The 12,577-nt window shown below is 71.7% G+C and carries 15 protein-coding genes; 8 read left to right on the top strand and 7 right to left on the bottom strand.

The genetic code is table 11. The annotated features are described in order from the left end of the window. Positions 1 to 150: 150 nt before the first annotated feature. Positions 151 to 1,185: a TerC family protein gene (locus BMZ47_RS05170; protein WP_007560640.1), complete on the top strand. Its 1,035-nt coding sequence runs from the start codon at positions 151 to 153 to the stop codon at positions 1,183 to 1,185. Between the two features lie 86 nt (positions 1,186 to 1,271). Here BMZ47_RS05170 and BMZ47_RS05165 read toward each other — a convergent pair whose 3' ends face one another. Further along, positions 1,272 to 2,024, bottom strand: coding sequence for an N-acetylmuramoyl-L-alanine amidase (locus tag BMZ47_RS05165; RefSeq protein ID WP_091859380.1), 753 nt, complete (start codon positions 2,022 to 2,024; stop codon positions 1,272 to 1,274). 120 nt (positions 2,025 to 2,144) lie between these two features. Between BMZ47_RS05165 and BMZ47_RS05160 the strand changes: the two genes are divergently transcribed. After that, positions 2,145 to 2,417, top strand: coding sequence for a type II toxin-antitoxin system Phd/YefM family antitoxin (locus BMZ47_RS05160; protein WP_091859377.1), 273 nt, complete (start codon positions 2,145 to 2,147; stop codon positions 2,415 to 2,417). After that, a complete protein-coding gene (locus BMZ47_RS05155) occupies positions 2,414 to 2,815 on the top strand; it encodes a type II toxin-antitoxin system VapC family toxin (protein ID WP_007560635.1) in 402 nt (133 codons plus the stop codon). The genes BMZ47_RS05160 and BMZ47_RS05155 overlap by 4 nt, the downstream gene beginning before the upstream one ends. Positions 2,816 to 2,826: 11 nt before the next feature. On the opposite strand, the gene BMZ47_RS05150 is transcribed toward BMZ47_RS05155, so the two are convergent. Then, complete coding sequence (locus BMZ47_RS05150) at positions 2,827 to 3,588, bottom strand: TerB family tellurite resistance protein (RefSeq protein WP_007560633.1); 762 nt, start codon at positions 3,586 to 3,588, stop codon at positions 2,827 to 2,829. Positions 3,589 to 3,744: 156 nt separating this feature from the next. Then, on the bottom strand, positions 3,745 to 4,014 hold the full coding sequence (locus BMZ47_RS05145; RefSeq protein WP_007560631.1) for a YMGG-like glycine zipper-containing protein: 270 nt from the start codon (positions 4,012 to 4,014) through the stop codon (positions 3,745 to 3,747). Between the two features lie 209 nt (positions 4,015 to 4,223). Here BMZ47_RS05145 and BMZ47_RS05140 point away from each other — a divergent pair, with 209 nt between their 5' ends. Continuing rightward, positions 4,224 to 4,874 (top strand): urease accessory protein UreE, encoded by a 651-nt coding sequence (locus BMZ47_RS05140; RefSeq protein WP_091859374.1) that lies wholly within the window; start codon positions 4,224 to 4,226, stop codon positions 4,872 to 4,874. Positions 4,875 to 5,734: 860 nt separating this feature from the next. Beyond that, positions 5,735 to 6,538, top strand: coding sequence for an outer membrane protein (locus BMZ47_RS05135; RefSeq protein WP_007560626.1), 804 nt, complete (start codon positions 5,735 to 5,737; stop codon positions 6,536 to 6,538). 133 nt (positions 6,539 to 6,671) lie between these two features. On the opposite strand, the gene BMZ47_RS05130 is transcribed toward BMZ47_RS05135, so the two are convergent. Then, positions 6,672 to 6,884, bottom strand: coding sequence for a hypothetical protein (locus BMZ47_RS05130; RefSeq protein WP_091859371.1), 213 nt, complete (start codon positions 6,882 to 6,884; stop codon positions 6,672 to 6,674). Between the two features lie 460 nt (positions 6,885 to 7,344). Here BMZ47_RS05130 and BMZ47_RS05125 point away from each other — a divergent pair, with 460 nt between their 5' ends. Beyond that, a complete protein-coding gene (locus BMZ47_RS05125) occupies positions 7,345 to 8,220 on the top strand; it encodes an SDR family oxidoreductase (protein WP_091859368.1) in 876 nt (291 codons plus the stop codon). 154 nt (positions 8,221 to 8,374) lie between these two features. Further along, positions 8,375 to 9,391 carry a tRNA dihydrouridine(20/20a) synthase DusA gene (dusA, locus tag BMZ47_RS05120; RefSeq protein WP_167368995.1) on the top strand — a complete coding sequence of 339 codons (1,017 nt, stop codon included), beginning with the start codon at positions 8,375 to 8,377 and terminating at the stop codon, positions 9,389 to 9,391. A gap of 12 nt (positions 9,392 to 9,403) precedes the next feature. Here the strand turns inward: dusA and BMZ47_RS05115 are convergent, their stop codons facing one another. Genes BMZ47_RS05115 through cobS form a run of 3 tightly spaced genes read right to left on the bottom strand, consistent with a single transcriptional unit; the run spans position 9,404 to position 11,182 of the window. Further along, positions 9,404 to 10,096, bottom strand: a complete 693-nt coding sequence (locus tag BMZ47_RS05115) for a retropepsin-like aspartic protease family protein (protein WP_091859365.1) — start codon at positions 10,094 to 10,096, stop codon at positions 9,404 to 9,406. After that, complete coding sequence (locus BMZ47_RS05110; RefSeq protein ID WP_091859362.1) at positions 10,093 to 10,305, bottom strand: DUF1289 domain-containing protein; 213 nt, start codon at positions 10,303 to 10,305, stop codon at positions 10,093 to 10,095. The genes BMZ47_RS05115 and BMZ47_RS05110 overlap by 4 nt, the downstream gene beginning before the upstream one ends. Before the next feature lie 52 nt (positions 10,306 to 10,357). After that, a complete protein-coding gene (gene cobS / locus BMZ47_RS05105) occupies positions 10,358 to 11,182 on the bottom strand; it encodes an adenosylcobinamide-GDP ribazoletransferase (protein WP_091859359.1) in 825 nt (274 codons plus the stop codon). Positions 11,183 to 11,324: 142 nt separating this feature from the next. On the opposite strand from cobS, the gene cobT reads away from it, so the two are divergent. Next, a complete protein-coding gene (gene cobT / locus BMZ47_RS05100) occupies positions 11,325 to 12,362 on the top strand; it encodes a nicotinate-nucleotide--dimethylbenzimidazole phosphoribosyltransferase (protein WP_050735800.1) in 1,038 nt (345 codons plus the stop codon). Positions 12,363 to 12,577 lie beyond the last annotated feature (215 nt).

Genomic DNA, 12,577 nt, shown 5'->3' with positions numbered 1-12,577 from the left:
CATCCGGCCGCCACGTCCGTGCCCTTGATTCGCCCGGTTCGCCCGCTTAACTCGCCCTTATCGGCTGCGGGCCCCTCTGGCGGGCGCTGTTCAGCGCCCGTGATGTCGGAGCCGATGCTTTCCTTCCGGAATCAGCATCAGGTCCCGCACATGATGGACGTTCTCACCGTCGAATGGCTCGGTAAGCCGTTGTGGATGTGGCTCGGCTTCCACGCCCTCGTCGGATGTCTGCTCGCCTTCGATCTCGGGCTGCTGCACCGGGACAAGGAGCACGAGATCGGCGTCCGCGAGAGCCTGCTGCTGACCGGCTTCTACCTCGCGCTCGGCCTCGCCTTCGGCGGCTGGATCTGGTGGTATCTCGGTCCGCAGGCGGGTGAGGAATACGTGACCGGCCTCGTGGTCGAGAAGTCGCTGTCGATGGACAACGTCTTCGTCATCGCCATGATCCTGGCCGCGCTCGGCATCCCGCGCGCCGCCCAGCACCGGGTCCTGCTCTGGGGCATCCTGGCCGCCGTGCTGCTGCGCGGCCTGATGATCGGCCTCGGCGCGGCGCTGGTGCACCAGGTCCACTGGGTGCTGTCGCTGTTCGCCGCCTTCCTGATCTTCGCCGGCCTGAAGATCCTGTTCTCGGGCCCCGAGGAGGAGGGCGACTTCCAGAACAGCGCCGTGGTGCGCTGGATCAAGAAGACGTTCCGGGTCACGCCCGAGTTGCACGGCCAGCGTTTCGCGGTGCGCCGGCCCGACCCGGCCACCGGCAAGAAGGCCCTGTGGTTCACTCCGCTGGCCCTGGCGCTGGTGCTGGTCAACGGCGCCGACGTGATCTTCGCCGTCGACAGCGTGCCGGCGATCTTCGCGATCACCACCGACACGTTCGTGGTCTACACCTCCAACATCTTCGCGATCCTGGGCCTGCGCGCCCTCTACTTCGCGCTCGCCGCGATGGTCGACCGCTTCGCCTATCTGAAGACCGCGCTCGCCTTCATCCTGATCTTCATCGGCGCCAAGATCGTGGTCGCCGACACGTTCGAGCTCATCCACGTGCAGCCCTGGGTCTCCCTGGTCGTGACCCTGTCGCTGCTGGCGATCGGCGTGCTCTACAGCCTGTGGCGCACCCGCACCGATGCGCCGGCCCCGGCGGTCACCGGCCCGGCCCATGGCCACGAGGCGCGGGCCCACCGGGCTTGAGAGGCCAAGCCTGAGCGGCCGAGCCAAGGCTCCGCCCTGGTCACCCGCCAAGGGCTGAGCCCTTTGGAAACCCCAGGGTTCCGGCTTCAAGCCGGCAGGGCGGCGATCAGGTCGCGCAGGGTGGTGATGGTCGAGGCATCGGCCACGCCATCCACCCGCGCCTGGCGGAAATGGCGCTGGAACGCCGTGACGACCGCGTGCGTGCGCGCGTCGAAGGTTCCGGTCACCGGCAGGTCGTAGCCGTAGAGGGCGAACATCGCCTGCAGCGCCTCCACGGGCTGGCCGGCATCGCCCTGCGCGAAGAACCGCCCGTCCCGCAGGCCGGCCGGCGGCACGATGTGGCCGACACCCGCGGCGGCGAGGCGGTCCCACGGAAACGTCTCGCCTGGATCCTCCTTGCGCTCGGGGGCGACGTCGGAATGGGCCAGGACCCGCTCCGGCGGGATCGGCCAGCGCCCCAGAATATCTTGGGACAGGGCGATCACCGCGGCGACCTGCGCGTCCGGGTAGGGCGGCAGCCCGCCGGCATGGCCCGGATGGACGATCTCGATCCCGATCGAGCAGGAATTGAGGTCGCGGACGCCCTTCCAGGCCCCCTGGCCGGCGTGCCAGGCGCGGCGGGCCTCCGGCACCATCTGGACGATGCCGCCATCCTCGAACACGAGGTAATGGGCCGAGACCTCGCTCAGCGGGTCGCGCAGCCGCGCCAGCGCGGCGGCCCCGCTGGCCATGCCGGTGTAGTGCAGGATCAGCATGTCGGGTCGCTGCCCGCGGCGGTCGCCATGGTTCGGCGAGGGCGCGACGCGGCGGGCGAGGGGGCTGTCCGGGGTCAGCGTCATGGCGGGCTTGTGCCATGGTTCGCGCCCCGATGCGCCGTCGAAAATACCGGATCGCGCCGGCCCGTCATTGACGGCGTTCGGGCGATGCGCCCACATGCGGGGCCACAGCGGAGGTCGACGATGGCCGGCCCGGTCCGGAACAAGACAACGCCCCGGCGCATCGGCGTGAGGACGTTCCGGAACCATATCGACGCCTTCCTGCGCGAGGCGCGGAACGGCCATACGTTTCTGGTCACGTCACGGGGCGAAGTCTTGGCCGAGCTTCGGCCGCCCGCAGACGCGGTTCGGGCAGACCGTACCCCCGGGGCGCTCCGCGGCAGGATCCGCATGGCGCCGGATTTCGACACGCTCCCGCCCGACATGCTGGCGGCGATGCAAGGCGAGGAGCCGTGAAGCTCCTGCTCGACACCCACGCCCTCCTCTGGTGGCTCGGTGATGACGATGCGCTCGGACGGCAGGCGCGAGCGCTGATCGCGGATCCCGGCAACGACGTGCTGGTCAGCGTGGCATCGCTCTGGGAGATCGTCGTCAAAGTGCGGATCGGAAAGCTTCAGGCCGATATCGCGGAGATCGATGCGGCTCTCACGCAGGACCAGTTCGTCCGGCTCGATATCCGGCCCGCGCATCTCACGGTGCTCGGCGGCCTGCCGAAGCACCCCGATCATCGCGATCCCTTCGATCATCTGCTCCTCGCGCAGGCGATCAGCGAGGATGCCGGTTTCGTATCCGAGGATCGACATGCCCCCCGGTATCCGGTGCGGGTCGTCACCTGCTCCGACCCTGCGGCCTGAGGCGCTCACCGCTATCCGCGCTCCTGCACGATCCGGTCGTAGGCGGCGTTGATGGCCGCGAGCCGGCGCGTGGCGATCGCCACCGCCTCGGCGGGCAGGCCCCGGGCCAGCGCTCGATCGGGATGGTGCTCGGCGACGAGCGCCCGGTGGCGCGCCTTCACGGTCGCGTCGTCGGCATCCCGGTCGAGCCCCAGCACCGCGTAGGGGTCGTCCGGCAGCCGCACGTGCCGGGCCGCGATGCGGCGGAACGCGGCCTCGTCGAAGCCGAAGATCCCCGAGACCGCGCGCAGGTAGCGCTCTTCCGCCTCGTGCAGGGCCCCGTCGGCGCCGGCGATCTGGAACAGGCCGTCGAGCACGTCTTCGAGGAGAGCGGGCTCGTCCCCGAAGGTCGCCGCGAGTTGCCGGGCATAGGCTTCGAAGCCGTTGGTGGTCTTCTTCGCCAGATCGAACAGCCGCTCGACGCCGGCCCGCGCCGACTCTTCGACGTGAACGACGCGGCCGAACGCCTCGACCTCGGAGGGCAGCACCACGCCGTCGGATTTGGCCATCTTGGCGGCCAGCGCCACCAGCCCGGTGGTGAACACCACGTCGCGCGGGGTCGGGCCGAAGGGCGCGCCGATTCGGTCGACCAGGAAATGGCCCGCGACGCCGCCGATCAGCGCCCCGAGCGGGCCGCCGATGGCAAGCCCGAGCCCGGCGCCGCCGAGCTTGCCCCAAGGTCCCTGGGGCTTCCCCTGAGCCTTAGGCTGAGCCTTGTCGACCTCCTGGCTCATGGGCGGGGCGGCCCCGAACGGGATCGTGGACGCGGTGCGATCATGGTCGGCGGCTTTGGGTCCCGCACCGGGGACGCGCCCGGCCGGGGGCCGGGATAGCCGCTCCTCAGGCCGCGCGGAAGGGCCGGGACGCGTCCCGGCCCCCGCTCCGGCGCCTTAGCGGCAGTAGATGTTGCCGTAGGCATCCCGGTAGGTGCCGTAGGGGCAGCGCGGCGCGGTCGAGGCGCCCACAATGGCACCGCCGGCGCCGCCGATCGCGGCACCCGCCAGGGCACCGCCCGCGCGGCCCGTGGCGGCCGCGCCGATGGCTGCACCGGTGAGGGCGCCGAGGCCGGCGCCGCCGAGCGCCCGATCCTCGGGAGTGTTGCAGGCGCCCAGCGACAGGGCGGCGATGGTGGCGAGGGCGGCTGCGGTCAGCTTCTTCATGGTCCCCTGATCTCCCTTGTGCATCCGGTCCGGCCGTCGGCCGTGATCGTCGCGGATCGCGGTGAGCTTAGCAGGAAAGCAATGCCCGCCATACGGCTAAGGTTCCACGCGGCGCGACGGAGTTGCGCGCCCTTCCCGTCTCGCCCTATGCCACCGCCCGAGAGGCGGCGCTCCGGCCGGGGCGCCGCGGCGCCATCCGCGAGGATCCCATGTCGAGAGCCACCACGATCGTCCGCCGGGCCGCGGTTCGCCCCGACCGCGTCGCCGACACGGTGAGCCTCGATCACGCCGCCCGGGCGGCGGCCTCCGGATCCCTGGTCGCGGAGGGCGGGCTCGCCTTCGAGGTGGCGCTCACCAAGGCGGCGGCGCTGGAGGACGGCGATGCCCTGCGCCTGGAGGACGGCCGCCTGGTCGCCATCCGGGCGGCCGCGGAGGATCTGCTGGAGGTCCGCGCCGAGAACCCGGCCCGGCTGACCCGCCTGGCCTGGCAGCTCGGCGGCAACCACGTCCCCGCCGAGATCGCCGCCGACGTGCTCTACGTCCCGGCTTCCCCGGCCAATGCCGAGCTGGTGCGCGGTCAGGGCTGCACCGCGAGCCCGGTCTCGCGCGCCTTCCGGCCGGAGCGCGCCGCGCACGACCACAGCACCTGCGGGCACGACCATAGCCACGACCATCACGGCCATGATCACGGGCACACGCACGATCACGGGCACGATCACGATCACGGCCATCACGGGCACGACCATGCCGAAGCCCATGACCACGCCAAGGCGCACGATCACGCCAAGGCCCATGACCATGCCCATGACCATGCGCATCCCGGTCACGTCCACGGCCCCGGCTGCAACCACGACCACTGACGGGCGCGGTCGAAGCCGATCCCGGTTCGGCGCCCGTTTCGTGGCGCGGACGTTCCGGGATGCCGGCGCGGGACCGTCGACCGAATCCCGGACCCGTGGCGCTGCCGAGAGGGGCGGTTGACGGAGTGGATCTTCCGCGGCCCACCGGATGCCGCGCTGCTGACGACGCCTAGCCTCATTCGCGCCGGGGCCTGGATTGCTCACGGCCCCGCGATGCCGACGATGGCGGTTCCATGACGGCTCCTCCGAGCGCCCGAGCGTGGAAGAGGCCGCGGTGGTGTCGCTGCGAAGCGTGGTGCTGCGCGACGGATCGTTGACCGCGTCGGTCGATCGACGAGGGTTGGCGCGCCTGGCGTGACGGCCCGGACGCGCCCTGGCAGCGGGCGAAGATCCCGAGCGGGGGCCAGACCGGCCCGGCCGATCGACGGGCCCGCCCCAAGCGCCACGTCGCGATCGGCCCCAGGGCTCTCCGCCTGCCATTGTGCGCGGCGAAGCGGCCCGGAACAGCTCACGCTCTCGCAGCGCGGCCTGTCCCGACCCGTCGCCTTGCGCGCGAGATCGGCGCAGAGGATCGGAGGCTTTGCCCCATTCTCGCGCCCCGGTCGGATCGCGCCGGCGGCAGCGAACCCTTCCCGCCGAAGAGCAGCTTCAATCAATCGCAGGGCGTCGTCGATATCAGAAACGGTCGCCAAGAACGCCTTGAAGACAGAACGTATGAAATATTCGATCTTTCATTTCGCAAAACTTGAGGCCATCCCGCTTATACATAATGCGAGCTCCAAGTGTTGCACACAGATCACAGCCCTGCGCCCAAGCTTTGGATACGATGTCGGCAATTCGTATTCTTGGATCCCCGGACTATGCGCAAGACCATCGCTTCCCTGGCCGCCTTCACGGCGTTGACGGCCGCTGTGTCCGCAGCAGATCTGCCTCGCCGCGCGTATACGCCCCCGCCGCCGCCCGTTCCGGTCTTCTCCTGGGCCGGCGCTTATTTCGGCATCAATGCCGGTTACATCACCACGACCAAGGATAGCGTGACGACGGCCGGCGTGTTCCCGGGCAACGACGGCGTCCGGGTCGGCAACCGTCCGGCCGCTCTGGGCCTGCCGCGGGACGGCTTCACCGGCGGCGGCCAGCTCGGCTACAATTTCCAGTTCACGCCCGGTTCCGGCTTCGTCGTCGGTGCCGAGGCCGATCTGGCCTATACCGACCTGAACCGCACCCGCAGCACCACCGGGCGCCTGGGCGGGATCAGCACCTTCCGGCAGATGGGGGATTTCCTCGGGACCGTGCGCGGCCGCGTCGGCTACGCCTTCGACCGCACCCTCGTCTACGCCACCGGCGGCTTCGCCTATGGGTCCGAGACCTATCGCGGCGTCTTCCAGACGGCGGCCGGCCAGCCGAACTTCTATGGCAGCAGCTCGCGCGTCGAGACCGGCTACGCGGCCGGCGGCGGCATCGAGTTCGCGCTGCCCACCGATTCCGTGTTCAACATCTTCCATTCCAACGCGGTGACCCTGAAGGGCGAGGCGCTGTACTACGACCTCGGCCGCCGCACCGTGCCGCTCGTGGCGGTCGGACCGGGCGTCGGTGCCTACGCCGCCCGCTTCCGCAACGAGGGCGTGCTCGGCCGCTTCGGCCTGAACTACAAGTTCGGCAGCTAAAGCGCAGGGCGCAACGGCCTGATGCAATCAGGCCGTTGCGGGCTTCGGGACAGGCCCGGCGGAAGGCCTGTCTCGAACCCGGCCGAACATCGATCACGCGGCCCGGACGCCATCGCCCGAGGCCGCAGGCCGTTCAGGGCCGCTTCGGCACCGGCCGCCGGCAATAGGCGCGGGCCTCCGCCTCCGTGAGCCCGTCCTGTGCCGCCGCGCATTGGTCGAGGGTCAGGCCGATGCTGGCCGCGTAGGCCTCGTTCGGCGACAGGGCGTCGCGCGCGAGGCTTGCCAGGTAGACCAGGAAGGCGGCCACCGCGATCAGCGTCGCCGCCACGAGGACGCGGTTCAGCATCCGGCCCGCCCCCGGCCGCGCAGGCGAGCCCTCCGGCGCATCACGGGAAGCCGACCAGCATCTGCGCCAGCGCGAGGAGCACGAGGCCCGCGCAGATCAGCGTGACGGCGGTGCGATCGAGGCCGGTCCGACGCATGGCGCTCCAGCCTAACACCCGTGTCGAACCGGCGCGGCGCTCACAGGACCAGGCCCCAGAGGCCCGTGGCCAGGCCGCAGGCGCGCGACGGCACCGCAGCGGCGAGCCGCGCGCGATCGATGATGCGCGCGCCCTGATCCTCCGGTTGACACTCGACCATGGCGCCGCCTCCCTTGGTTCCACACTGAAGGCCGCCTGTTGCTGCCCTGTGTCGTCGAGCGGTCCCACCCTGAAACGCGGCCGTCCCGCGCCCGGCGCGTCGGCGGGGCGCAGGAACACCCCGCAGGACCCATCGTTGGACTCCCATCCCAACGCGAGGCCCGCATGACCACTGATCCGCTGCACAAGTATCCGCGCCCGCCCTTCGAGGCGCAGCCGCAGAGTTTCCCAGGCAAGACCGGCCGGATGGCGCCCGAGCCCGATCATGGCGAGGAGAGCTACAAGGGCTCCGGCAAGCTCACCGGCCAGGTCGCGCTGATCACCGGCGGCGACAGCGGTATCGGCCGCGCCGTGGCGATCGCCTATGCCCGCGAGGGCGCCGACGTCGCCATCTCGTACCTGCCGGAGGAGCAGGCCGATGCCGAGGCGGTGAGCGGCTGGATCCAGAAGGCCGGCCGGCGCGCATTGCTGCTGCCGGGCGACCTCAAGGACCCGGCCTATGGCCGCTCGATCGTCGCCCGCACCGTCGAGACCTTCGGCCGCCTCGACGTGCTGGTCAATAACGGCGCGTTCCAGCAGCCGAACCAGGGCCTCGACGCCATCGAGGACACGATCTTCGAGGACCATTTCCGCACGAACGTGTTCGGCCCGTTCTACGTGACCAAGGCGGCGCTCGCCCACCTGAAGCCCGGCGCCTCGGTGATCTTCACCTCGTCGGTGAACTCCAAGCACCCGATGCCGTCGCTCATGGCCTACAGCGCCACCAAGGGCGCACTGAGCAACATGGTGCTGAGCCTCTCGCAGCTGCTCGCCGAGAAGGGCATCCGGGTGAACGGCGTGCTGCCGGGCCCGATCTGGACGCCGTTCATACCGTCCGGGATGAGCCAGGATTCGGTGAAATCCTTCGGCGACCAGGTGCCGTTCGGCCGTCCGGGCCAGCCGGCCGAGCTCGCCTCCGCCTACGTGATGCTGGCCTCCGAGGACAGCAGCTACACCTCCGGCGCGCTGATCACCGTAGCGGGCGCGATGCCGGTATTCTGATCGCGGGCCACGACCGGGACACCGCCCGTCGCCGGACACGGCGGTGTCCCGCAATCCCGTGCGCTGTTCGGGACCCGCTCCGTCGTGGTATCAGCGGCCTCTCCCCCAACCCGCAGGACGACACCCGACGCGCGGGGCAATACGGATCTGGCACGTGACGGCGGCTGAGACTTGCGGCGCACTTCCGGGATGGCGGTTCTCCGTCGCCCCGATGATGGACTGGACCGATCGGCATTGCCGGGCCTTCCACCGCACCCTGTCGGCGCGGGCGCGCCTCTACACCGAGATGGTCACCACGGGCGCGGTGCTGCACGGGCCGCGTGAGCGGCTGCTCGGCTTCTCGGATCTGGAGCACCCGGTGGCGGTGCAGCTCGGCGGGTCCGATCCGGCCGAGCTGGCGCAGGCTGCGCGGATCGCCGCGGATTTCGGCTATGCCGAGATCAACCTCAATGTCGGCTGCCCGTCCGACCGGGTGCAGGACGGCCGTTTCGGCGCCTGCCTGATGCGCGAGCCGGCCCTGGTGGGCGATTGCGTGGCCGCCCTGAAGGCCGCGGTCTCCGTGCCGGTGACGGTCAAATGCCGGATCGGCGTCGACGACCAGGATCCCGAAGCGGCCCTCGACGCGCTCGCCGACGCGGTCGTGGCCGCCGGGGTGGACGGGCTGATCGTCCATGCCCGCAAGGCCTGGCTCCAGGGCCTGTCGCCCAAGGAGAACCGCGACGTGCCGCCCCTCGATTACGGCCGCGCCGCCCGGCTGAAGCGGCGGCTCGGCGCCCTGCCGGTGGCGGTCAATGGCGGCCTGCGCGACCTCGACGCCGCGCAAGACCGCCTCGCCGAGGTCGACGGCGTGATGGTCGGCCGCGCCGCCTATACCGAGCCGGCTTTGCTGCTCGGCGTCGATCCGACGCTGTTCGGCGTCGCCGCGCCGGTGCCCGACGCCTTCGCGGCTGTGGAGGCGTTCGAGCCCTACATCGCCGACGTGCTCGCCCGCGGCGAGCGCCTGCACGCGGTGACCCGCCACATGCTCGGGCTGTTCAACGGCCGGCCGGGCGCGCGGGCCTTCCGGCGCCACCTCTCGACCCACGGGATGCGGCCGGATGCCGGGCTCCAGACCCTGCGGGACGCGGTGGCCACGGTCTCGCGCGAGATACCGGAGGCCCGGGCGGCCTGAGAGCCACGCCCGTCAGGGCGGGCTCAGGATCAGCCGGTCGCCCCGGACCTCGTAGGCGGAGAGGCGCGTCAGGAAGGTCTGGCCCAGCAGGTTGCCGGCAAGCGAGCCGGGCCGCGCCACCATGGCGTTCACCCGCCGCTCGGCGATGGTGCCGACACGCAGCGAATCGAGCTGGATCGGCGCGGCATAGGCGATGCCGTTGGCCGTGGAGACCCGGGCGGTGAAATCGGCCGGCGCCGGGGTGATGCCGAGAGCCGCGGCGTTCTCGGCGGTCAGCACGACGCTGCTCGCCCCGGTATCGAACAGGAACGGCTGCACCCGGCCGTTGACCTCGGCCTCGACCCGGAAATCGCCGTCCGCCCGGCGGGTGATCGTCACGGAGCCGCCGGGGCCGGACACGGCCGAGCCGGGCCGGAGATCGCCGAGCACCCGGGCGCCGACGCCCTGGAACCGGTCGCCGTAGCTGTAGCCGATCACCAGGGCGAGCCCGATCAGCGCCCAGGCGAAGAGCGCGCGCAGGTTCGGTCCGAGCGCGGACCGGAATTGCCGCCAGTAGCCGGCGACCACCAGGGCCAGGATGCCCCCCGTGGAGGCGAGGGCGGCGAGGTGGTCTGGCTCGATCACGCCGCCGATGCTGTCGCTGCCGTCGCTGAGGACCAGCACGGCCGTGACCAGCGCGATGGCGGCAAGCCCGAGATAGATCATGACGGCAGCGGCTCCTCCAAGGACGTGAACCCGGCCCCGCGCATCCGGGCGCCGAGCCCGGCCATGATGGCCCGGCGCTTGGCTTCCGGCATCCCGCTCCAGGCGGCGATCTCGTCGCGGGTCCGGCCGCAGCCGCGGCACAGCCCGCTGGCGGCGTCGAGCACGCAGACCTTGGTGCAGGGGGACGAGGGTTTGGGCGCGGGCGACATCGCCGATCCTTGGACGCGGGATCGTGGCTCGATCAAGGCCCGGGATGCCGCATCAATCCGCCGAGGCCGCCACGAGGGCGAGCAGGGCGGCGATCTCGGCGATCTGCTGGCAGGCGCCGATCACGTCCCCGGTCTGGCCGCCGATCATGTGCCGGGCGAGGCGGGTCAGCGCGAGGGCTGCCAGGCCGGCGCACAGGATCATCAGCGCGACGCCGCGCAACGGCAGGCCGAGGATCACGCCGCCGAGCGCCACCGCGAGACCGCTGCCCAGCGCGACCCACAGGCTGGCGCGGTTCGGACGACCGACGGAAGCGGAGAGGCCGCCGGGCCGGGCCGGCGGCAGCAGCACCATCGGGGCGAGGGCGGCGAGCCGGGACAGGGCAGCGACCAGGATCAGCGCGGTCGCGGCGGCGTAGCCGGTGCGGTCCAGCAGCGTCGCCAGCGCGCCGATGCGCAGCGCCAGCGCCAGGACCAGGGCCGCCCCGCCATAGGCGCCGATCCGGCTGTCGCGCATGATCTCCAGGCGCCGCTCGAGGGTCGCACCGCCGCCGAAGCCGTCGACGACGTCGGCCAGCCCGTCCTCGTGGAGCGCGCCCGTGGCCAGGATCATGACGGCCACCGACAGGGTCGCGGCCAGGAACGGCCCGAGCCCGATCCACCAGCCCGCCGCGAGCACCAGGGCGGCGGGGAGAGCGAGGATCAGGCCGGCGAGCGGCAGCATCCGGGGCAGGGCGGTGAAATCGGGGACCCGATGCGGGTCCGGCTCACCGGGCAGTTGCGGCACGGGCAGGCGGGAGTAGAACCGCAGGCACCCGGCGAGGTCGTAGAGGGCGCCGCGCCCGGGCCAATCGGCCTCCCCGCCGGTCTGCCTGTCCATCGCGGCCTCTCGCCACCACCCGCCACCGCGCCCCGGTGGGGCGAGCCGATCGCGAACGGTCAGGCGGCGCAGAATCACTATAGGCGTCCCGATACGCCGTCGTCTCCCCGTTCGCGGGCGCCCACAGGAAATCATCGCCGCCATGACCGACGCCGCAAAGACAGATCCGGGCCCGTTCGACGATATCCGCAACCTGCTCAAGGCGATGCCGGGCCCAGACCGGGACGCCCAGGAGGCGGTGGCCGCAAGGGACGCGACCCTGACCAAGCCGGCGGGCTCCCTCGGACGGATGGAGGATCTCGTGTCCTGGCTGGCGGCCTGGCAGGGCAAGGCGCCCCCGAGCCTCGACCGGCCCCTGGTCTGCGTCTTCGCCGGCAGCCACGGGGTGACCCGCAAGGGCGTCTCGGCCTTCCCGGACGCGGTCAACCGGCAGATGCTCGACAATTTCGCCGCCGGCGGGGCGGCGATCAACCAGATCTGCGCCGCCTACGGGCTCGGCTTCAAGGTGTTCGACCTCGCCCTCGACATGCCGACCGGCGACATCACCGAGGGCCCGGCCCTGGACGAGCGCGCCACCGTGGCGACCATGGCGTTCGGTATGGAGGCGGTGGCCGCCGGCACCGATTGCCTCGGCATCGGCGAGATGGGCATCGGCAACACCACGGTGGCGGCCGCCCTCTACGCCGCCCTGTTCGGCGGCGAGCCCGCCCACTGGGTCGGGCGCGGCACCGGAATCGACCAGGACGGCCTCGCCCGGAAGGTCGCGGCCGTGGAGGCGGCGCTCGCGCACCATGCCGGCCATCTCGGCGACCCGCTCCAGATGCTCGCCCGGCTCGGCGGCCGCGAGATCGCCGCCATGGCGGGGGCGATCCTGGCCGCGCGCCTGCAGCGGATCCCGGTGGTGATCGACGGCTACGTCGCCACCGCGGCGGCGGCGCTGCTTCACGCTGCCGACCCGTCGGCCCTCGACCATTGCCTGGCCGGCCACGTCTCCGCGGAGGGCGTCCACGCGGAGGTGCTGGAGCGGCTCGGCCTCGTGCCGCTGCTGGCGCTGGGGATGCGGCTCGGCGAAGGCTCGGGCGCCGGCATGGCGATCGGCCTGCTCAAGGGCGCGCTCGCCTGCCATACCGGCATGGCGACCTTCGCGCAGGCGGGGGTTTCCGGGAAGAGCGCCGGGTAGGCGCGCGAGCCACGATTCGATGCTATATCGGGCGGAGCCGATAACGGATCCGTCGATCCCGCGTCCCTCCCACCAGACCGCCTCATCCTGAGGTGGCGCAGCGAAGCGGAGCCCTCGAAGGAGGGCTCCAGGACTCGCGGCGGTCCCTGGAGGGCTCCTTCGAGGCCCGTCGATCTCCGATCGCCGGGCACCTCAGGATGAGGGCGCGGGTGGGA

The sequence above is a fragment of the Methylobacterium brachiatum genome (assembly GCF_900113845.1).
Taxonomy (GTDB): Bacteria; Pseudomonadota; Alphaproteobacteria; order Rhizobiales; family Beijerinckiaceae; genus Methylobacterium; species Methylobacterium brachiatum.
This window is presented reverse-complemented; position numbering and strand designations above follow the sequence as displayed.